Consider the following 20,391-nt stretch of genomic DNA (forward strand, 5'->3'; position numbering starts at 1 on the left):
CAGCAACACCGAACTGTCCTTACCCACCGAATACAACATCACCGGCCGCTCACACTCCGACACGGCCTCCCGGAAAATCTGGATGCTCTCCGCCTCCAGCCGCTGCAGATGCGTCAGTCGACCCATGGTTGCCCTGCCCTTCCTTCACGTGACCCCGTCGTGGCGGGGTGGATTCTCGCTGACTCTCGCTCGGCGTCACGGCGTCACGGCGTAGGCGGTCCGTGGACGACGCGAGAACCAGTCAGGGGAGAACCACCGGCAGGTTCAGCCATCCTCTCGTCGTCGACGTGTGGTCGAGCACCGCGTGGTCACGGTCGACATCCCAGTCGGTCCACCGTTTCAGCACCTCGTCGAGCACAACCCGGCTCTCCATCCGGGCCAGTGAGGCACCCAGGCAGAAATGCAGTCCGTGGCCGAAGGCGAGGTGCCGGTCGATCCGGCGGTGGATGTCGAAGGTGTCCGGGTCGGTGAAGTGGCGCTCGTCGCGGTTGGCGGAGGAATTGAGAAGCAGCACGGCGCTGCCCGCGGGGATGCTCCCTCCGTGGTGCTCGACGTCTCGGGAGACCACCCGGCCCTGCACGGGCGAGGGCGACTCGAAGCGAAGGATCTCCTCGATCGCCTGCGGGACGGCGGACCGGTCGGCAGCCAGTTCCCGGCGCTGGTCGGGATGCTGACCCAGGAGCTGGCCGGTCCACCCGATGAGTCGCCTGGTCGTCTCGTTGCCCGCGCCGGCCAGGACGGAGGTGTAGGTCAGGACCTCCTCCCGAGTGAGCCGGCGCGTGGTACCGGTCTCGTCGGTGAACTCGGTGGTGATCAGCTCGGTCATGAGGTCGTCGGCCGGGTGGGTCGCCCGCCAGTCGACGTACTCGGCGAACGGCTGCGCCGTCGAGCGGGCATCGGTCGGCGCCGGCGCCTCGCCTTCGGTGAGCTGGTGGCGTCGCGTGCCGGCGTCGCGGATCGCCTCCTGGTCGCCTTCGGGGATGCCGAGCATCATGCCGATGACCCGCATGGGGACGATCGCCCCGAGGTCGGCCACGAAGTCGAAGCTCCCGGCACCGACCAGCTCGTCGAGCAGCCGCGCGCACAGTGCGCGGACCTGTGGCTCGAGCGCGGCCATCCTGCGCGGGGTGAACACGCGCGAGAGCAGCCCACGATGGATGTCGTGGACCGGCGGGTCCTCCGCCAGCAGGCTGCCCGGTGGCAGCTGCACACCGGCCTTGATGATCTCGAGGATGAAACCCCTGCCGGAGATGTACGTACCCCAGTCGGTGAGCGCCCTCTCGACATCGTCGAACCGGCTCAGTGCATAGAAGTCGTACTTCTCGTTGTAGTACAGCGGTGCGGAGTCCCGCAGCCGCCTCCACACCGGATAGGGATCCGCGTCGATCGTGAGGTCGTAGGGATCGTAGTAGATCTCCGGGCGCCGTGCCCCTGTCACGTCGGACCCGCGCTCACGAAGGGTCATGAGGAATGCCCTCGGAGCGAGCAGTCCAGTGTCCGGCGCGTGCGGTGTAGGTGGCGAACAGCGGGCGGACCTCGTCGATGTCGATGCCGAAGGTGGCCGGGTCGGGGTGCACGTTGGCCTCCCGCTTCTCCGCGTTCTCCCGCCACCACCGCTTCATTCCGGCCTCGAACTCCTCGGTGACCGGCTCCTCCAGCCAGGAGTACAGCCCGCGGACCTCACGCAGTGGCTCACGCTGCATCGCCCGGAAGTCGATGTCGTAGAACCTGTCGTCCGCGCCCCTGTCGCGGAACGCGAGCGCGCGCTCCATCCCGACCGACCAGTGCTCGACATTGAGTGCGCCGAGGTAGCGCAGATCGATCTCGTCGCAGTAGGACCGGGCCACCGCCGCGTACAGGTCGGCCGCCGAGACCATCACCTCGGCCGGGTCCCGATGCGTCATCACGAACCGGGCGTCCGGAAAGATTTCGTCGAGCTGGTCCAGGAACAGCAGGTGGGTGGGGCACTTCAGCCGCCACGGCCGCGCGGGGAAACCCCACTGCAGCAGCTTCAGGACCCGCAGTTCGTACTGGTAGGTCGGGGTGAGGTCGGCGCTCTCCAACAGCCATGTCGAGTACGACGGGACGTAGGCGAAGGCCTGGAAGTAGTGCGCCTTGAAATCGAGCGCCATCAGGCCCTGGCACTCCGTCGGCCCGGTCGCGCTGGCCGGCACGAGCTTGGCGCGTCGCGGCGAGCTCGTCGCGCGGAACTCCGCGTCCGAGCGGCTCTCGTCGAGCCGGCTTTCCAGCCCGTCGCCGGTGGAGGGCGGTGGGCAGGGCTGTGATGCCTCCCAGGTGCGCAGCGAGCGGGCCTGCGGATCCTCGGCGAGCAGCGCCGACAGGGCCGTCGACCCCGTCCGGGGCAGCCCCAGGCCGATCAGTGGGGCGACGATCGCCTCGTCGTCGATCTCCGGGTGACGCCGGTACCAGTCCTCGACCTGCAGCCGCTGCGACAGCAGCCCGCCGAGCAGCCTGCGGAGCACGGCCTGGCCGGTCGTGTTCAGCCGGGCCTCCGTCTCGAGTGAGCGGGTGAGCCGCTCCAGGCCCTCCCGGAACGCGTCGTCACCGAAGTCCGTGAGGCCGGTCCCGGCCCGGGCCTCGTCCAGCAGCTCGTCCTGTAAACCCATGGTGACTCCCTCCTCGCCGTTGTCGGCTGCCAGTCGCGCAGGTGGCACTCAGGCGCGCATGTTCGCGCCGCCGTCGATGGCCCAGACCTGGCCGTTGATCCATTCGGCGTCGTCGGAGAGCAGGAACGCGACGGTCGCCGCCAGGTCACTCGGGCGGCCCAGCCGGGTCGTCGGGACCTGCGCCAGGAACCGCTGCTGCAGCTCGACGTCGTTCTGCTGCGCCTGCGTCTCGCCCATCACGAGACCCGGCATCACGCCGTTGCAGCGCACCCCCTGGCGGCCCCAGTTGCCGGCGATGTGCCGGGTGAGCGCGTGGACGGCCGACTTCGAGGCCGCGTAGGCGGGCCGGAGCTGGTCGCCGCTGCCGCCGCTGACCGCAGCGCCCGAGGACGTGTTGACGATGCTGCCACCGCCGTTCGCGAGCAGGTGCGGCAGCACGGCGCGGGACGTCCGGACGTAGCCGACCACGTTGACGTCCAGGGTGCGGTGCCAGACGTCGAGGTCGGTGTCGAGCAGCGTCCGGTCGCGCCCGAGGTTGCCGGGGGACAGGTCGGCCCCGACGTTGAACAGGCCGTGGACGGCACCGTACTCGGTGAGCGCCGCGTCGACCAGCTCCTGGACGGAGGCCTCGTCCGCCAGGTCGAAATGGACGGCGACGGCCTGGCCGCCGGCTCCGGTGATCTCCCTGGCGGTGGTCGTCGCTCCGTCGATGTTGATGTCACCGACGACGACGTTGGCGCCCTCCTCGCCGAGCCGCTTCGCGGCCCCGGCGCCGATGCCGGTGGCCCCGCCCGCGATGACGAAGGTCCTACCTGCGAGTCCGCGCATCTACCGTCTCCACCATGCTCCACCGTGTCCGTGTCCGGGTCCGAGGTGACGTCAGGGGGCGCGGGCTCACCCCATCCACTGGCCGCCGGCCACGTCGATGGTCTGGCCGCACATGTAGTTGGCGGCCTCCGAGGCGAGGTAGGCAACCATGTTGGCGACCTCTTCGGGCAGGCAGACACGACCCAGCTGGACCTGGTTCTTCAGCGCGTTCGCGATCGTGGTGCGGCCCGCGAGGTCGCCCTCGTTCTGCGGGTCGAGAATCATCCGCTTCATGTCGGGCTTGATCATGATGCCTGGTGCCACACCCAGGACGTTGATGCCCCGGGGCGCGAACTCGTGGGCGAGGTTGCGGGTGAAGCCGATGACGCCGGCCTTGCAGGCGCAGTAGACCGTGAGGCCGGGCTGCTGGACGCGCCCGCCGACCGCCCCGATGTTGATGATGCGCCCGGACCCCTGCGGAACCAGGTACTGCAGCGCGGCGTGGGCGCCGTACATCATCATGGTCAGGCTGCCCAGGACCGTCCCGTCGATCTGGTCCTTGGTGAAGTTCTCGAAGGCGCCGGCCGATACCATCACCGGATTGTTGACCATAATGTCCAGGCCACCGAGGGCCTCCCGGCTTTCCGTCACGGCCTGGTGCACCTGGTCCCAGTCCGACATGTCCGCGCGGATCGGAACGGCTTTCACGCCCCAGCGCTTCTCGACCTCGGCGGCTCTGCGCTCGACCTTGGAGAACGTCCGGCCGACAAGCGCGACATCGGCGCCGGAACCGGCCAGGCGATTGGCGATGGCCTGGCCGAGCCCGTCACCGCCGGCCCCGGTGACGATCGCCTTCTGGCCCCTCAGGTCCAACAGGTCGCTCACGCGCTTCTCGATGATGTGCGTGGGGAGCCGGTCGAGCCCCATCGCCGCAGACCAGTCCTGTTCTTCCTGTTCCTCCGCGCGCATGGGAGATCTCCTGTCGCCGTGCCGGCGAGGGTGTACCGCCCGAACGGCAGTACGCCCCGTCGCGACTGTTTCGAGCGATGTTAGGGCGATGTGGTGGCGGGCTGCCAATACAAAATTCGGCGCTCAGATATACAGGATCGGTATAGCTGGGGTAACATCCGCGACATGGACACTCATCGTCTGAGGTACTTCTTACGCATCGCGGACGAGGGTTCGATCAACCGGGCGGCCAGTACGCTGGGGATCGCCCAGCCGGCGCTGAGTCGCCAGGTACGGCTGCTGGAGGAGGATCTCGGCGTCACCCTGTTCCGGCGCACGGCCCGCGGTGTCCAGCTCACCGAGGAGGGGGAGCGGCTGCGTGCGACCACCGCCGCGCCGCTGCGCCAGCTCGAGCTCGCTATGCGATACGTGGGGTCCCCGCTGGCGCGGGTCGAGCGTGGCCTGCACATCGGCCTGCCGGCCACCGCCACCGGTATCCTCGCCTCCCCACTGCTCGACGGCCTGAGCGCGGCATTCCCCAGGGTCGACTTCCAGATAAGCGTCGCCAGCACGGACGTGCTCGTCGAGGGAATGTTGAAGGGCGCTGTCGACATCTCGGTCATCGACCCCGTCCAGGACGGCCGTCTCTTCTATCACGACCTGCTGGTGGAGGATCTCGTGCTCGTCGGCGGGCGTACCTCGGACCTGCAGCCGGGCACCGCCATCGAGTTCGCCGAACTCGCCCGCCGCCCGCTCATTCTTCCCGCGTCTCCGAGCGGAATCCGTACCAGTGTCGAGAACACCGCGCTGCGGCTCAAGCACCGGCTGCAGTCCCGTTTCTCCACTGATTCGCTGCAGGTCACGAAAAGCCTCATCGAGGCGGGGCGCGGCTATGGCGTGCTGCCGCTGTCGGCGTGCGCCGCCGAGATCGACGCGAGGAAGCTGTGTTATGCCCCGCTGCGCGACCCGTCCCTGACCCGGCAGCTGGGTGTCGCCGTCACCGCGAACCTCGAACTGCCCCGCGGCTTCGCCACCAGGGTCGGTGAGATCATCCGTGAGGAGGCGGCCCGGCTGGTCGGGTCCGGCGTCTGGGGCGCGCGCCTGTCCCCGTCGATGTCCGAGGCGTAGAGGTTCCTCCACATACGTGAAGGTTTGGGCTAGCATCCCCGCGTATGTCGTCCGCCCAGGTGGCGCCGGAACTGCGCGCCAGGCTCCGCCGCTCACCGCGACTGCCGGTGTACCGGGCACCGGTGCTGCGCTTCGCGCGGTTCGCGATCGGCCGGCTGCCGGCGCCCCCGTTCGCCGGGGTCACCGTCGAGCAGTATCCCGAGGTGGGGCAGGGCCTGCAGGTCTACCGTCCGGACACCCGCCGTTCGGATGCCGCGTTGCTGTGGATCCACGGCGGTGGGCTGGTGATGGGCGCCGTCGCCCAGGACCATCGCCAGTGCGCGGGCACCGCCCTCGAGCTTGGCATCCCCGTGGTGGCTGTCGAGTACCGCAAGGCACCCGAGCACCCGTTTCCCGCCCCGCTAGACGACTGCCAGGCCGCCTGGGAGTGGCTGCAGGGGCAGGCCGCGGCACTGGGGGTGGACCCGGCGCGGGTGGCGGTCGGTGGTCAGAGCGCCGGCGGCGGGCTCGCGGCGTCCCTGATCCAGCGGCTGCAGGACGAGAGCGGTGGCCCCCGGCTGGCGGCCCAGTGGCTGCACGCGCCGATGCTGGACGATCGCACGGCCGCCCGTCGTGACCTGGACTCCCCGCCGCACCCGGTGTGGAGCAACCGGATGAACCGCTTCGGCTGGCGCTCCTACCTGGGTGCCGACCCCGGCTCGGCCGCCGCGTGGCCGCGGTACGCGGTTCCGGCCAGGCGCGACGACCTGGCCGGGCTCCCGCCCGCCTGGGTCGGAGTCGGTGAGGTCGACCTGTTCCTCGCCGAGGCCCGCGCCTACGCCCAGCGGCTGAGCGCCGCCGGGGTGTCGACGACCTTCCACACGGTGCCCGGGGCACCGCACGGCTTCGAAACCTGGGCGTCGGAGACGACCATCAGCATCGAGTACCTGGCCGCCGCGCGTGCCTGGCTGCGCCAGACCCTCCGGGACGGGCCCGCCACCGGCACCTGACGGGCTGCCACCGGCACCCTACGGGCCGCCGCCCGCCATCCGACGGGCCGCCGCCCGCCATCCGACGGGCCGCCGCCCGCCATCCGACGGGCCGCCGCCGGCTCCGACGGAGGCCGGCGGCAGCCCGCCACCATGCGCGGTTCTCGCGTCAGCGGACGACGACGCGGGCGCGGGCGAGGTTCTGGACGAGCCCGTAGGGGCTGTCCCCGGCGCCGGCCCGCCGGGCCGTGACCCGGGCGACCGGGAAGTACGTTCCGGCCCGGTCGAACGTATGGGTGGCGGTCAGCCGGACCGTGCCGTCGGTCGGGTCGATCTCGGGCCGCTCGGCGAAGGCGCCGGTGCCGTCGAAGTCCCACTCCACCCGGACGATCTCGCCGGCCCCCGGCGGCAGTTCGGCCGTCACGGCGAGGGTGGCCGGCTGGCCGGCGCGGGCCTCGGCGCGCGCGGCGGGCCGGATCTCGCGGTCGTCGACCTCGGTGACCCTGACGTCGACGACCGGCTGGACACCGCGGCGCTCGCCGGCGCCGGCCGGCACGTGGATCTGCGTCTCGCCGTCGACCTCGTAGCTGGTACTGGCGGGCGGCGCCGTCCCGCGGGTGACCCAGTCGTCGAGGTAGAGCAGGGCCTGCTGCAGCTCCGACAGGTACCGGACGATGTGGGTCTCGGTGGCCGCGTCACGCGGCGGCACATGGCCGGCGTTGTCCGTGAACCACAGCCGGTAGGAGCCCTCGAGGCCGGAACCGAGGTGGGTCTGTGTCTGCCGGCGGTACCAGTCGGCCGGCCACGGGAAGGCCTCGGTGTCGAGCAGCGAGCCCAGCATGATCATTTTACCGTGGAAGGTGCCGGTGGGGACGGCGCCGCTGGCCGCCTGCGCGAACGTCGGACCGACGAGGAGTGGGCGCTGCGGGTGGAGCGGTGCGCCGTCCGGCCCGCGGAACTGGTCCCAGCCGTACTCGCCGGGCGCCGGGACCTGGTGACGCTGGTAGTACTGCAGCGCGATGATCCACGAGTTGTCGAGACGGAGCCGGTCGCCGGGTCGGATCGTCTCGGTCACCGCCCTGTCCGCGCCGGTGCCGAAGGTGATGGTGTTCCCCTCCACCTCCCCGAGGGGCACCGTCTTCCCGGCGGCGGCACCGCTGAGCACGACGAGGTCGGCTCCGGCCAGCTCACCGGCCGGTGCGGTACCGAGAGTCAGCCTGCCGGGCGGCGCGGCCGGAATCGTCGGCGTGCCCTGGACGTCCCGCAGGGCCGGCCGGGCGGCGGCTCCGGGGTCGTCCGCCCGGGCGGTGACCTCGGCCTCGTGCCGGACGCGCGCGGCCCCGGCGGACGAGGCCGGGTCGGTGCCGGCGTAGCCCGGCTTCGACCAGAAGTCGTCGACATAGGTCGGGTCCAGAACCCGCACCCCTCCGCCCACCGCGAAGAAGGCGCCGCCGGTCATGTTCTCGTGGTCCCACCAGCCACGCAGCGGGAAGCCGATCCGGGTCGCCTCGCGCAGCACCGCACGCTGCTCCTCGTTCAGCCCGGCGTAGGGGTCGCCGCTGCCGCCGGGCTCCATCGCGTCCACGATCTGGGGGAACACGGGCTTCAGGACCCGCAGCGCCAGCAGCTGCGTGGTCATACTGCTCGGGATGGCGTTCGGGGTCCCGGGGACCATCGGCACCCCGCCGTCCCACACGCCTTCGGTGTTCTCCAGGGCGCCGATCGTCTGGTACGCACCGCCGCTCGCCCCGTAGATGTAGCCGCGGGGGCGGGCAGGATCGTCGTAGACCTGTGCCGCGACCGTCCGGGAGAACTTCGCCGCCGCCGCGTTGACCCGGTAACCGGCGATGTCACCGGCGCCGGGCAGGCCGCCCGCGTTGTTCGTGGAGACGACATATGCCCCGCTCGAGACGGCGAAGGCCACGGTGTTCGGCGCGGCCTCGTCGGTGGACAGCGTCGGATACGTCGAATGGAAGAAACGACCCTGATATCGCTCGGGGAAGTAGAGCGAGAACGTTGCCCTGGTGCCGGTGAAACCACCGTGGATGTGGCGCACGTGGACGGTGACATCCGTGGCGGGGTCGGTGATGTCCTGTTTCTCGTCCCGGTCGACGAAAGGCTGGTTCAGCGTCGGGTCCACACACCGCTCGGTGACGAACAGGGCGGTGCCACCCTGCGGCCCCGGTGCGCAGGCGGGTCCCTGAAGTGCGCCGTCGCGCAGCTGTAAGGGGCGTCCGACGTCGGCTCGCCCCGCTGGTTCGGCCGGGGAGTCGTCGCTGCAGGACACCAATGTCGCCGTTGCCGCCAGGCTGACGGCGACGAGCACCTGGCCCGCCGTTCTCGTTCGGCCCGGCCGGAAGCCTCCGGGCCGGCCTCCTTCTCGCCAGTGCCCGTGCCCGCCACGGTTCGGAGCTCGTGTCATCCTTGACCTCGCCTCGCTCTCCGGTCGGTCCTGGACCGCCGACAGGGACGGCGAGTGTAAGTTCGCCGGCTCCGGCGAATCGCCGGAATATGCCGGGGTACCCCCAAACGTGGTGTTCCGTGCGAGGGGCGGGCAGGGGCCGGGCCGGCGAAGCGGATGTCGGCCCTGCCGGGCCGGCCCGGCAGTCTTCGGTGCACGGGCATCCGCCCGAGGGAGTCGGCCTGCGGTGGCAGCCGCACCGCCGGGACGCAGAGAATGCGCGTGAGCTGGAACACCTCGAGCGCAGGCGAGATAGCAGTGACATGCGTCACCGAAGGGTGGGGGAATGTGATCCGGGTAACCCTGATTTCTCGGTTCCGAGGGTTCGATGGGCCGTTCTGTGTCGTGGGCCACGGGCGTGGATCACAATATATTCTTGTTCGGGTGGGTGCGTCTCAGGTCACGTCCGGAGGGCTCATAAAAGCTCCGGAATGGGCGCACCATAAAGACGGTGGCTGGGCGATCGGCCGCCGTCGCCAGTCTTTTCTCTGCACCTGGGAGCCTGCCGTGATGAACGTCGTCCACGCCTTCGCCCGTCCCGGCACGCGCACGATGCCGGCTGTGCGCAGCTCTGCCCGTTCCTGGTTCCTCGGCCCCGAGGAGACCTTCCTGACCCTCGGCGCCCCCGCTGCGCTGCCGGAGCCCCAGGCCGTCGCGGGCCCCCGCCCCGTCTCCGGCCGGGTGGAGCGGGAGCGCCCGGTCCAGCGTCGCCGGGTGCTGCGCTGGGCGCACTCGCACAGCTGACGGCACCGCGCCGCCACCCGCACTGACGCACCGCACTGGCGCACCGCACAGTTCATCCCGCCGACGGGATGACGGTACTGCGGCCCGTTGGCCCGCTCTCCGTACGCTGCGTCTTCCCATGGCTGTCCCTCTCGGTCACTCTGTCATCACTGCACCTTGCGATGCCCGGCTCGTGCCGATCAGCGGTATTTCGGTCACGTGCACGGGCAGGGAAGCAGTGAGACCGAGAACGGGCGGCGAATCCGGCCGGTCAGGCCGGATCGCGTCGCCGCGTTCGAGACCGGAGAGGACGCGGCCATGGCCAATCTGGCGCAGCTCCTGGCGGACACCGCCGCCACCTGTCCCGACCGCGAGGCGGTTGTCCTCGGATCGTCGAGACTGACCTACACCGAGGTGGACGCCGCCGCGGCCGCCGTCGCGCACCTGCTGGTTGCCCGGGGGATTCGTCCTGGCGACAGAGTCGCGCTGACGTGTGCGAACATTCCGCACTTCACCGTGGTGTACTACGGCATCCTTAAGGCCGGCGCGGTCGTGGTCCCGCTCAACGTCCTGCTGCGCCACCGTGAGGTGGCCTACCACCTGGGCGATTCCGAGGCCCGGGCCTACTTCTGCTTCGAGGGTTCCGCCGAGCTGCCCGTGGCGCAGGAGGGATTCGCCGGCTTCGCCGACACTCCCGGCTGCGAACACTTCTTCGTCATCACGCTGGACCCGGCCGCGCCGTCCCCGGTGGCGGGAACCTCGGCGCGCCCGGTGGAGACGCTGGCGCGGGCCGTCGCCGGCCAGCCGTCCACGTTCTCGACCGTCGAACGCGACGATGACGACACCGCCGTCATTCTGTACACGTCGGGTACCACCGGCCGGCCGAAGGGGGCGGAGCTGCGGCACCGCAACATGCGGGACAACGCGCTCGCCGGGCGGGACCAGTTCGGCTCCGACATCTCCCGTCCCGACATCTACCTGGGCGCGCTGCCGCTGTTCCACTCGTTCGGGCAGACGGTCGTCCAGAACGGGGCGTTCGCGTTCGGCGGCACCGTGGTACTGCTGCCGCGGTTCGACCCGGGCGCGGCGATCCGGCTGATGCTCGACGAGCGGGTGACGATGTTCGCGGGTGTCCCCACCATGTACTGGGGTCTGCTGAACGCGCTCGGGCAGGACCCGTCGATCGACACCGCGGCACTCGCGCGCAACCTGCGGGTCGCCGTCTCGGGAGGTTCGGCGCTGCCGGTCGAGGTGCACCGGCAGTTCGAGAAGCAGTTCGGCGTCACCATCCTGGAGGGGTACGGCCTGTCGGAGACCTCGCCGGTGGCGTCGTTCTCGCCGTATGGCGAGCCGCCGCGGGTCGGCTCCATCGGCCTGCCGATCCGCGGCGTCGAGATGACCCTCCTCGAGCGTGACACCTGGGACGAGCTCGCCGACCCGGCCGGGATCGGCGAGATCGCCGTCCGCGGGCACAACGTGATGAAGGGCTACCACCGGCGTCCCGAGGAGACCGACGAGGTCATCCGGGACGGCTGGTTCCGCACCGGCGACCTGGCCCGCAGGGACGAGGACGGCTGGTACTACATCGTCGACCGCTCCAAGGACATGATCGCCCGAGGTGGGTACAACGTGTACCCGCGGGAGATCGAGGAGGTGCTGGTGACCCATCCGGACGTGTCGCTCGTGGCCGTCATCGGCGTCCCGCACCCGCGCCACGGGGAGGAGATCAAGGCCGTCGTGATCCGCGAACCGGGTGCCACCGTCACCGCCGACGAGCTGATCGGGTGGGCGAAGGAGCAGATGGCCGCCTACAAGTACCCGCGGATCGTGGAGTTCGTCGACACGCTGCCGATGACCGCCACCGGCAAGATCCTCAAGCGCGAGCTCTCCTGACGGACCCCCGGTCAGGGGCTGATCAGCGGTCTGAAGGCGGCCTGGATGTCCGAGCCGGCGGGGGTGACGTAGCGCTCCCGATCATAGCCGTAGAGCGTGAGAGGGCAGCTCGAGCCGCTGATCTCCACCCTGGTGTCGGTCAGCAGCGCTCCGGTCCGCAGCTCGTAGACGCGGACGGGCAGCGCCACCCGATGGAACGTCACGTTCCCACCGGGGTTGTAGAGGCAGGTCTCGACCGCGGAGCCCAGCTGGTCGTCGCCGACACAGAGCACCCGGGTGGCGGCGGTCAGATCGCCGGCCTTCCACTCGCCGGGCAGATCGTCGACGTAGGTGGAGGCGCCGAAGACCAGGGCCCGGTTCGGGCCGCCGGACGCCTGCGAGAAGGGCACCGGGGCAGCGCAGTACTGCGGCAGGATGCCGGTCGACGGGGCGCGCAGCAGGTTGCGCAGGTTCGTGACCTCCGCCTCCCGGCCGATCCGCGCGATGCCCTCCCGCGCCCGGGGAGCGAGCGCGTCGCCGGGGTACCGGTCGAGCAGCTGCTGGAAGGTGGCCTGGGCGCCGTTCGGGTTCCCGGCCTGGAGAAGCTTGTCACCGCAGCCGACCAGCGCCGCCGGCGCGAGCCGGGGGACGGCCGCGGCGGCGCGGTCGAGATCGTTGCCGCTGGCCGGCCGCTGGGCGAGCCAGGTCGTGATGCTCGCGGTGTCGCAGGGATCCGGAGCGGGCAGGCCGTCGAGGAACCGGTCGAGGTTCGCGCGCACGACGTTCTCGTGGCCGGGCAGGTCCGCGAGGACGGCCGAGAGCGCCGCGAAGCCCGCCTCCAGCTCCCCCGTGTCACCGAGCCGCGCGCCGTCGAGGTGCCCGGCGGCCGCCCGCAGCCGCGCGCAGGCCTCGACCGTGCGCTCGCCCTGGGCCGCCGGAGAGATCGTGACCATGCGGTGGGCGGGGTTCACGCGGTCGACGACGGCCTGCGCCCGTGGGCAGTCCCCGGCGGCGCGCGCCGAGGCGAGATCCTTCTTGATCTGCCTGGTATCCACCCGGAGTAACACGAACGCCAGCAGCACCGGGAGCACGGAGACGAGGGCGAGTGACCGGCGCAGCCACGACCGGTGCAGCCACGACCGGTGGACCCGCGACCGGTGGACCCGCGGCCGCCGCGGGCCGGCCGTGCGGTGGCGTGGCCATCCGCCGGCCAGGTACCAGCCGTGGGCGACCAGGGCCGCCCACCACACCAGGACGACGACGGCGAACCACAGCACCTGCGCGGACGAGGCGAAGATGATGAGCAGCTCGACGGTGATCAGCACGGAGACCAGGGCGAGATGGACCCGCCCCAGCATCAGGTACCCGACGCCGAGCAGGGAGGCGTTGCCCAGCGCCACCGCCAGCGGATCGTGGGACCGCTCCGTGTCCCCGGCCCGGCCCGGTCCTGCCGTCACGTCCGGTCTGGCCGTCGTGTCCGGCGGGGGCGACGCCGGGTGTGGCCCGGGCCGCGACCTGGCCTGCGTCATCGGCGGTTCCTCTCAGACGGGCGGCGTGATGCGCAGGGTCACGGTGCGGTTGCGGATGTCGTCGGCGGGGGAGTCGGGGTAGGGCGTGACGGCGCTGCCGGCCGCCGCGACCGTGAGAGCGGCCGCGGGGACGCCGGCCGCGCGCAGGACCTGCGCGGCGGCGGCGGCGCGGGCCAGGCTCAGCGCGGTGTTGTCGATGAACGGCCCGCCCGGTCCGACCGGGACACTGTCGCTGTGGCCGACGATCTCGACGGCGACGTCCGGGACGGCCGCCAGCCGGCCGCCCGCCGTGGCGAGCACCGCGCGGCCCTGCGGGCTCAGGGCGTCGCGGCTGGCGAAGAGGGCCTCGCGAAAGACGGCGACCACCTGGCCACCGGCCCTGGTGAGCGTCACCTCCGGCCCGGCGAGGCGCGCCGCCAGCTCCGCCCCGCCGGGGGCCGGAGCGGCGGACACGCCCCCGGGAACGGCGGCCGGAGCGGATGGTGGGCCGGGCACAGCGGGAGCTGCCGCGGCGGTCGCGGCCGCCGCCGTGACCCCGGCTGCCTCGTCCTGGTCGTGGCCGAGCCACCACCCTCCGCCGAACGCGACGGCGAGGGCGACGGCTGCTGCCGCGGCCACCCCTCCCCGGACCCGGCCGCCGCCGCGGGTGCGCAGCTGGTCGAGGCGGTGCAGGCCCGCCGTCGCCCCGGCCGCCGTCGGGTCGAGGGCGAGCGCGGCCCGCCAGTGCCGCTCCGCCTCGTCGCACCGGCCCTGCTGTGCCCGGATCCGGGCCAGCAGGTCGTGTTCGGCGGCGGTGTGGTCACGTCCGTCCGCCAGCGCGCCGAGCAGGCGCAGGCCGTCCTCGTACCGTCCCGCGCGGGCAAGCGTGGCCGCCTGTCCACGGACGGCTTCGCCGAGCAGCGCGGCTTCGCCGGGCAGGGCGGCTTCGCCGGGCAGCGCGGGCGGGCCGCTGCCCGTGGGGCCGGCGCCGCTCTCAGCGCTGGGGCTTGTAGACACCGCTGACGTCCTCCCCGCCGTCCGGCCCGTCCCCGCGCGGGAGCAGCTCGATGAGCTCGCGGTTCACCGACCGCAACGCCTCGATGTCGTTGCCGTCGACGGCGCGCCGGCCCTTCGCGATCAGTCGCGCGGCCGCGGCCTGGTCGGTGAGCTCGTCGCGCATGCCGGTGAGCTGGGAGAAGCGGGCCATCACCACCGCCCCCGTCCTGCGGTCGACGACGGTGGCGAGGTAGGCCGCGAGCTGGTCCACCAGGGTCCGCAGGTGCTCGGCGTCCCGGCTCTCCAGCGCCCGGCGGACGTCGGCGGCGAGCAGCTCGTAGCGCCGCCGGTCCCGCGGCTCGCCGTACTCGTCGATCAGCCCCGGCGCGTCATGCAGCACCCGGTTCGCCCACTCGACCAGCGACGGCCACTCCAGCGCCTGCTCGACGGCGTCAAGCCTGGCCTGCAGGTCCAGCAGACGCCTGCCAGCGGTGCCGGCCGCGTCGGTGTCTCCGTGCTCGGTCGCGGCGACGTCGTTCTCCAGCTGGTCGACGACCCGTTCGTCGTCCAGCTCGTCGAGGATCGCGAGCGCGGCCGGGTCGGCGGTGCGCCGCGCGTCCGTCTGCAGGCCGTCCAGCCGTTGCTGCTCGGCCTGCAGCGCCCGGCGCAGCTCGGCCGGCTCCGGGGCGCGCTCGGTGGTCAGGTCGTGGAAGGCCTCGAACTCCTCGTCGAGGACCGGCACGTACGCCCGTGTGGTGACCAGCCGGGAGGCGTCGATCTGGATCTCCACCTCGATCTCGCTGTTCTTCGGGATGTCCCGGGTGACCTGGTCGGCGAGGATCTCCAGCGCTCCCACCTGCCGGTTGCGGTTGGCCCGGGCGTGCTCGCCCTCCACGATCGGGATCCGCAGCAGGCCGCCGGACTCGCCGCGGGTCAGCCGCACGGTGCTGCGCAGGATCTCGCGGGCCTTCTCCGGGATGCGGGTTCCCTTGGCCAGCAGCCAGGAGACCTCGTTGCCGGCGAGCGTGACGCCGATCGAGTGGGTCAGGGTCGCGGCCGGCGCGACGACCCCGACGGTGTACGTCAGCTCCGTGGGCTGGACCTTCTCCCGGGCCCCGGTCGGCCCCTCCAGGACGATCTCGTAGACGTTGCGCCGCTCGGGCTCGGCCCGCAGCGTCGTGATGAACGTCCCGGCCGCCGGCAGGACGACCTTCCCGCTTCGCCACGGCGGCCGGGCCCCGGCGTTGACGAACTCGACGGTGAAACCGTCCAGTGCCCGCCCGGCCGGGCCCCGCACCACCCCGCCGACCATCGGTTCCGGGTCGGAGCCGATCGGCTTGTACTCCAGGTCCACCGTGTAGGAGACGCCCGGGCGCACTGGCTCCGCGGGCAGTCGCTGGGTCCCCGCGAAGATCGCCGCGCCGCGGGCGACGACCGTCATCGGGTCCTGGCTGACGTCCAGCTCGATGCCGAGGCCCTCGTGCAGCCGGCGACGCAGGTAGGGCGTGAGGGTGGGGCCGCCGACGAGCAGCACCCGGTCGATCCGGTCCGGCGTCAGCTGGCTTTCCCGCAGCGCGGCCTGGCAGATGTTGACCGCCCGGGCGACGAACGGCTCGGTGAGGGCGTCGACGTCCGCGCTGTGCAGCTCGTGGACGAACTCCACCGGGGCGCCGCGGGAGTCGGCGCACAGCGGCGGGTCGCTGATGTCGATCAGCGCCGAGTCCGCCGAGGACAGCTCGATCTTCGCGTTCTCCGCGGCCGCCTTCAGCTTCGCGATCGCCTGCGCCCAGGCAGGCTCACCCCGACCGAAGCCGGGCAGCGTGTACTGCCGCAGCAGCGCGGGAATCAGCAGCTGCTCGACGATCGCCCAGTCGATGAGCTTCCCGCCCAGGAAGTTGTCGCCGCGGTGGTTGACGATGTCGAACTCGCCGTCGCGGATGTGCACGACAGAGGCGTCGAACGTGCCGCCACCCAGGTCGAAGACGAGCCGGTAGATGTTGTCCTCGTCGCGTTGGAAGCTGTAGGCGAGGGCGGCCGCGGTCGGCTCCTGCAGCAGCGGGGAGAGCTCCAGCCCGGCGGCCTCGGCGGCCCGCCGCGTCGCGTCGGTCTGGTTCAGCTCGAACGCGGCCGGCACCGTGATGACGGCGGCCCGGACCTCCTCGCCCAGCTGCCTGGTCACGTTCGCCTTGAGCGCGCGCAGCACGTGGGCGGACAGCTCCTCCGGGCCCAGGCTCAGGCCACTGTTGACGAAGGATGTCAGCTGGTCGCGCAGGCCCATCCTGAGCTTGAACTCGGCGGCGGCGTTCGCCGGGTCGGACTCGACCCGTTCACGGGCGCGTTCGCCGACATGGATCCGTCCGGCGCGGTCGGCGTACACGGCCGACGGCGTGGTGTCGTGCCCGAAGGCGTTCTTGACGATGCGGGCCTCGGTGCCGTCCAGGACGGCGATCGCGCTGTTGGTCGTGCCCAGATCGATGCCGAAGTCCATCGTTGATCGCGCCATCATGCCTCCTGGCCGGTGAAAAGGGGGATGGGTCAGCCGCCGCCGTCGCGCGCGGCGGTGTCGGGCGGGGCGGTGTCGGGCGGGGCGGGAATGCCGACCACGACCTCACCGGTCTGCACCCGCTGGCCGTGCAGGTAGACGCTCGGCCGCAGGGTCTCCAGAACGATCTCGCCGCTCAGGCCGGCGGTCTGCTGGAACTCGAGAACCTGCAGGTCGAGGCCGGAGTCGTAGCGGGTGCGGTCGTGTTCCTGGATCTCGACCCCGGCCGCGGTGAGGGTGCCCCACAGGGAGTCGAGCTGGCGCTGCAGGCGGCGGGTGTCCGCCGAGCCGGCGGACTTCGTCCGATCGCTGCCGCCGGCCAGGTCGGACAGGCGCCGGCGCAGCCGCCACAGGCCGGTCGCGAGCTCGGCGACCACCGGCTGCCCGAGCGTCCGCTCGTCGGCCGGCGCGTGGGTCGCGCCACCGTCCGCGGACGCTGACGTACCGGACTGCGGCGGGGCCTGCGCTGTGGCGCCCGTGGCGCCCGTGGCGCCCGTGGCGTCGGGGGCCGTCGTCGACGTGGGCCCGGAGGCATCCGCGGTCCGGCCGGCCGAGGTGGCGAGCCGCAGTGCCTCGGCCCATGCCGCGGGCAGTGCCGGCCGGGCTATGCGGAACTCACGGGGATGGCGCCACTGGCGCAGGCCCTCAACCACCGGTGACCCCGAGCGGTCGTTCGCCCCGCTGCCAGCCCTTGCCACGCAGTTCCGCCAGCGGTGGGAAGGAGTCGATGTGCGCCCGCCTCCGTCGCGCGGCGGGCCAGCTCACGGCCATCCCGTCGACGAGGAAGGCGATGACCGCGGCGAGAACGCCGAGCGCGACGAATCCGCCGCCCGCGCCGGGGAACAGCATCGCGGGAATGCTGATCGCCACGAGGAAGTACAGGACAGTCCGCAGGATCATCCGCCAGCCGCCGCCCACCTCGCGCAGCTCGCAGGTACGACAGCGCGGCACGGTGACCTGACCCTTGCTCCACTGCACGCCCTGGAAGGTCCGGACCACCTCGCCGTGCATCCAGACCTTGATCCCCGAGCGTTCCTCGGCCGGCCGGTCCTGGCAGACCCAGCAGACGATGTGCAGGGCGGACGACTCGAGAAGCGCCCGGTTCTCGGCAAGGCGCTCACGGATGGCCTCGGAGCCCGCTGTGCGCTCGGCCCGCGTCAGCAGCTCGGTCATCGTGAGGTGATCGCGGGCGGCGCTGTCCCCCGCGGCGCGGGGCACGCCCCTGGTCCGGTCGAAGGCCAGCAGGCAGTGCAGCGTCTCGAGGGCGACCTTGTCGTGCGCGCGGACCCGCGTCGGCTCCTCGGCGGGCAGCAGGACGTCGACCCGTTCCAGCAGCTCCGCGGACTCGGTGAGGATCCGCTCGGCCTGGGCCAGGCCTTCCGTCGAGGTGTTCTCCGCGACCCGGATGGCGCTGTCACACAGGGCCGTGATCTCGTTCGCCCAGGGGGTACCCGCCGCGCGCAGCGCCGCACCGAGCGCCTCGTCGGCGGCGGGTCCCAGCCGCGCCGCCCGCATCGCCGCCAGCTGTCGCTCGGCCCGCCCGAGGTCGCCCGCGGTGAGGGCCGCGACGGCGAGCTCGGCGCCGATCGCCAGCAGCGCGGTCGGCAGCGCCGCGCGGACGTCGGCGGCGAGGCTTTCGTCGAGCCGGGCGTTGCCGGCCTGCCGGATGCGTGCCGCGAGAGCCTCCCAGACCCGATCGTCGGCCAGGACGTTCTCCCAGCGGCGATGGACCGACAGCCAGTCAGGCGGCGGACCGCTCGTGCCGGCGGCAGCGGCGGCCGGCTCGGCGTCCAGGGCCTGCAGGTGCTCGAGCACCGCGAGGTTGTGGACGGCACTCGCGGCCTCCGTGGACGCCTCCGGGTCGGTTCGGGCCGCTGCCGCGGTCCAGTGCCGCACCGCGGACGCCGTGTCGCCGGCGGCCAGGGCGGCGAGCGCCGGGTCCGGCTCGGCGCCAGCACCGCCCGTACCGCCCGTGCCACCGGTACCGGCCTTGCCGCTCGTGCCGACCGGCCAGAACCAGAAGAACTCGTCGACCAGTCGCTGGCGCGGATCCCCCAGCCGGTCGAGGGCGCCGCGGATGTCCTGGGCGGACGGCGCCGGCCGCAGCGGCAGGACGTCGGGTACCGGCAGCTCGCCCCCGGTCTTCTCGATCACGGCGAGCATGTCGGACTTCCGCCTGATGTCCCGCCCGGTCGCCGCCAGGGGCAGGCCGGTCACGCGGAAGGCGTTCTGCCGGTAGAGCCGTGGCGACAGTCGCCCGAGGAGACCGGAGCCGGTGTGCTGGGTCGTCATCTCGCCACCCCCCTGCGCCACAGCCGGATCTGCGACGCATGCTGTTCACGCAGGTCCGGCCAGGCGGCACAGGCCTCCTCCAGCAGATCGGCGGCGTGGCCGTACCGGCCGGCGGCAGCGGCGGCCACCGCCCGGGCAGCCAACCGCTCCGCCGCGGCCGGCCCGTCGGTTGATGCCCGGTCGGCGGGTAACGTGCGGCGCTCTGGCGGCGCCTGGCCGGCGGGCAGTGCGTGGCCGGCGGGCGAGGCCCGGCCGAACGCCTGCTTGCCTGCGGCGATCTCCCCTGCCGGCACGGGTTCCCGCAGAGGCCGGCGGGCTGCGGCCGGGGTGCCCGGCCGCCACGCCTCCAGATCGGCGAGCAGCTCCGTGGCCGACGGGTAGCGCTTCGCCATGTCGAAGGACAGCGCCCGGGCGACGATGCCGTCCAGCACCGGGTCCACCGCGTGCCGCACCTCGCTCGGCGGCACGAGCGCCGACCGGTGCCACGACGCCGCGACCGGGTCGCTGGCGCCGCGCTGCGGATAGGGGACCTGATCCGTCAGCAGCAGGTGGAACACGACGCCCAGCGACCAGACGTCCGCCGGCATCGAGGACAGGTGCGGGTGGAGCAGGGTCTCCGGCGCCATGAAGGCAATCGATCCCTGGGAGCTCGCCAGCAGGGTCAGGGCGCTGACCTTTCTGGCGAGACCGAAATCGCTGACCCGCACCCGCAGGCCGGCCCCGTCATGACCGACCAGGATGTTCTGCGGAGTGATGTCACGGTGGACGACCGGCGGGGACTCCTGGTGCGCCACGGCCAGCCCGCGTGCCGCCTGCCGGATGATGTCCACCGCCGTCGGGATGGGCATGTACCCCTCGCCCTGCGAGCGCCAGAAATCGTGCAGCGTACCGCCGGCGACGTATTCCATGGTGAAGTAGGCGTGTACGCCACCGGACGTCTCGACGGTGTTCGCCTCGAACACGCGGACGATGTTCGGGTGCGCTATACCGGAGAGCAGCATCGCCTCGCCGAGCGCGTCATGAACCTGCTCTGTGGACATTCCCGCCTGCCGGAAGACCTTCATCGCCTGCCGCTTCCTCAGATACCGGTGTCGGACCCGGTACACCTCTGCGAACGCGCCGGCGCCGAGCAGCCGCTCCACCGTGTAGGTGTCACGGATGACCTGCCCGTCGCGTAACAGAGCCATGGGTCCGAACCTCCGGCAGCGCAGTACCAGATGGGGGTTCCACGGGGCCGGCTCCCACCGTGTGCTCTGGTCCCCGGGGATGGACTGGTGCGCGGTCGGGCGGGTGCGAGCGCGCCGGGCCTGCTGATTGTCCCGCTGTTTCCGAACCGCGTCGCCGCTGCCGTCGGTCGTTGTCTGTCAGGATGACGACAGGCCCTCGCGGTGTCGAGCACACCGGTTTCTTGCCTCGTAGCAACCAGTTTCCTCCCTGCTGTTCCCATGCGGCGCGCAGTCGCCACGTTAATCTTCTCTCCCCCCCCGCGTACAGCTGGGAGGAGAAACCGAAGAACGGT

15 protein-coding genes and 1 pseudogene are annotated in these 20,391 nt (G+C 72.1%); 4 read left to right on the forward strand and 12 right to left on the reverse strand.

Going from position 1 to position 20,391, the window contains the following annotated elements:
- From AB1460_RS21030 to AB1460_RS21050, 5 genes and pseudogenes are all read right to left on the reverse strand, one after another.
- Positions 1–126: pseudogene (locus AB1460_RS21030) on the reverse strand (sulfate adenylyltransferase small subunit); the annotation flags it as partial.
- Positions 127–241: 115 nt separating this feature from the next.
- Positions 242–1,465, reverse strand: coding sequence for a cytochrome P450 (locus tag AB1460_RS21035; RefSeq protein ID WP_368963491.1), 1,224 nt, complete (start codon positions 1,463–1,465; stop codon positions 242–244).
- Positions 1,452–2,627: a sulfotransferase family protein gene (locus AB1460_RS21040; protein ID WP_368963492.1), complete on the reverse strand. Its 1,176-nt coding sequence runs from the start codon at positions 2,625–2,627 to the stop codon at positions 1,452–1,454. The genes AB1460_RS21035 and AB1460_RS21040 overlap by 14 nt, the downstream gene beginning before the upstream one ends.
- Before the next feature lie 48 nt (positions 2,628–2,675).
- Positions 2,676–3,455 (reverse strand): SDR family NAD(P)-dependent oxidoreductase, encoded by a 780-nt coding sequence (locus AB1460_RS21045; RefSeq protein WP_368963494.1) that lies wholly within the window; start codon positions 3,453–3,455, stop codon positions 2,676–2,678.
- A 66-nt stretch (positions 3,456–3,521) separates the two neighbouring features.
- Positions 3,522–4,403, reverse strand: coding sequence for an SDR family NAD(P)-dependent oxidoreductase (locus tag AB1460_RS21050; protein WP_368963495.1), 882 nt, complete (start codon positions 4,401–4,403; stop codon positions 3,522–3,524).
- Between the two features lie 165 nt (positions 4,404–4,568).
- Here AB1460_RS21050 and AB1460_RS21055 point away from each other — a divergent pair, with 165 nt between their 5' ends.
- Positions 4,569–5,510: a LysR family transcriptional regulator gene (locus AB1460_RS21055; RefSeq protein ID WP_368963496.1), complete on the forward strand. Its 942-nt coding sequence runs from the start codon at positions 4,569–4,571 to the stop codon at positions 5,508–5,510.
- Between the two features lie 44 nt (positions 5,511–5,554).
- Complete coding sequence (locus tag AB1460_RS21060) at positions 5,555–6,499, forward strand: alpha/beta hydrolase (protein WP_368963497.1); 945 nt, start codon at positions 5,555–5,557, stop codon at positions 6,497–6,499.
- Positions 6,500–6,647: 148 nt separating this feature from the next.
- Here AB1460_RS21060 and AB1460_RS21065 read toward each other — a convergent pair whose 3' ends face one another.
- Positions 6,648–8,804, reverse strand: coding sequence for a PKD domain-containing protein (locus tag AB1460_RS21065; protein WP_368963498.1), 2,157 nt, complete (start codon positions 8,802–8,804; stop codon positions 6,648–6,650).
- Positions 8,805–9,446: 642 nt separating this feature from the next.
- On the opposite strand from AB1460_RS21065, the gene AB1460_RS21070 reads away from it, so the two are divergent.
- Positions 9,447–9,683 (forward strand): hypothetical protein, encoded by a 237-nt coding sequence (locus tag AB1460_RS21070; protein WP_368963499.1) that lies wholly within the window; start codon positions 9,447–9,449, stop codon positions 9,681–9,683.
- A 297-nt stretch (positions 9,684–9,980) separates the two neighbouring features.
- A complete protein-coding gene (locus AB1460_RS21075) occupies positions 9,981–11,555 on the forward strand; it encodes a long-chain-fatty-acid--CoA ligase (protein ID WP_368963501.1) in 1,575 nt (524 codons plus the stop codon).
- Positions 11,556–11,566: 11 nt separating this feature from the next.
- Here the strand turns inward: AB1460_RS21075 and AB1460_RS21080 are convergent, their stop codons facing one another.
- From AB1460_RS21080 to AB1460_RS21105, 6 genes are read right to left on the reverse strand one after another with little or no spacing between them, the layout of a single operon-like run.
- A complete protein-coding gene (locus AB1460_RS21080) occupies positions 11,567–13,063 on the reverse strand; it encodes a tetratricopeptide repeat protein (RefSeq protein WP_368963502.1) in 1,497 nt (498 codons plus the stop codon).
- A gap of 12 nt (positions 13,064–13,075) precedes the next feature.
- Positions 13,076–14,059, reverse strand: a complete 984-nt coding sequence (locus AB1460_RS21085; RefSeq protein ID WP_368963503.1) for an OmpA family protein — start codon at positions 14,057–14,059, stop codon at positions 13,076–13,078.
- A complete protein-coding gene (locus tag AB1460_RS21090) occupies positions 14,037–16,544 on the reverse strand; it encodes an Hsp70 family protein (protein WP_368963504.1) in 2,508 nt (835 codons plus the stop codon). Before AB1460_RS21090 ends, AB1460_RS21085 begins: the two co-directional genes overlap by 23 nt.
- A 29-nt stretch (positions 16,545–16,573) precedes the next feature.
- Entirely contained in the window at positions 16,574–17,233 is a 660-nt protein-coding gene (locus tag AB1460_RS21095; protein ID WP_368963506.1) for a hypothetical protein, read from the reverse strand.
- Positions 17,226–18,872, reverse strand: a complete 1,647-nt coding sequence (locus AB1460_RS21100) for a hypothetical protein (RefSeq protein ID WP_368963507.1) — start codon at positions 18,870–18,872, stop codon at positions 17,226–17,228. Before AB1460_RS21100 ends, AB1460_RS21095 begins: the two co-directional genes overlap by 8 nt.
- Positions 18,869–20,059 (reverse strand): serine/threonine-protein kinase, encoded by a 1,191-nt coding sequence (locus AB1460_RS21105; RefSeq protein ID WP_368963509.1) that lies wholly within the window; start codon positions 20,057–20,059, stop codon positions 18,869–18,871. The genes AB1460_RS21100 and AB1460_RS21105 overlap by 4 nt, the downstream gene beginning before the upstream one ends.
- Positions 20,060–20,391: the final 332 nt, after the last annotated feature.

Origin of the sequence: Parafrankia sp. FMc2 (assembly GCF_041008525.1) — a bacterium.
Taxonomy (GTDB): Bacteria; Actinomycetota; Actinomycetes; order Frankiales; family Frankiaceae; genus Parafrankia.

What these genes read in the sequence shown, in the direction of transcription:
- AB1460_RS21100 (WP_368963507.1), bottom strand. Translation starts at nt 18,872, where the DNA reads ATGACGACCCAGCACACCGGCTCCGGTCTCCTCGGGCGACTGTCGCCA.
- AB1460_RS21045 (WP_368963494.1), bottom strand. Translation starts at nt 3,455, where the DNA reads ATGCGCGGACTCGCAGGTAGGACCTTCGTCATCGCGGGCGGGGCCACC.
- AB1460_RS21105 (WP_368963509.1), bottom strand. Translation starts at nt 20,059, where the DNA reads ATGGCTCTGTTACGCGACGGGCAGGTCATCCGTGACACCTACACGGTG.
- AB1460_RS21050 (WP_368963495.1), bottom strand. Translation starts at nt 4,403, where the DNA reads ATGCGCGCGGAGGAACAGGAAGAACAGGACTGGTCTGCGGCGATGGGG.
- AB1460_RS21090 (WP_368963504.1), bottom strand. Translation starts at nt 16,544, where the DNA reads ATGATGGCGCGATCAACGATGGACTTCGGCATCGATCTGGGCACGACC.
- AB1460_RS21060 (WP_368963497.1), top strand. Translation starts at nt 5,555, where the DNA reads ATGTCGTCCGCCCAGGTGGCGCCGGAACTGCGCGCCAGGCTCCGCCGC.
- AB1460_RS21040 (WP_368963492.1), bottom strand. Translation starts at nt 2,627, where the DNA reads ATGGGTTTACAGGACGAGCTGCTGGACGAGGCCCGGGCCGGGACCGGC.
- AB1460_RS21055 (WP_368963496.1), top strand. Translation starts at nt 4,569, where the DNA reads ATGGACACTCATCGTCTGAGGTACTTCTTACGCATCGCGGACGAGGGT.
- AB1460_RS21035 (WP_368963491.1), bottom strand. Translation starts at nt 1,465, where the DNA reads ATGACCCTTCGTGAGCGCGGGTCCGACGTGACAGGGGCACGGCGCCCG.
- AB1460_RS21075 (WP_368963501.1), top strand. Translation starts at nt 9,981, where the DNA reads ATGGCCAATCTGGCGCAGCTCCTGGCGGACACCGCCGCCACCTGTCCC.
- AB1460_RS21080 (WP_368963502.1), bottom strand. Translation starts at nt 13,063, where the DNA reads ATGACGCAGGCCAGGTCGCGGCCCGGGCCACACCCGGCGTCGCCCCCG.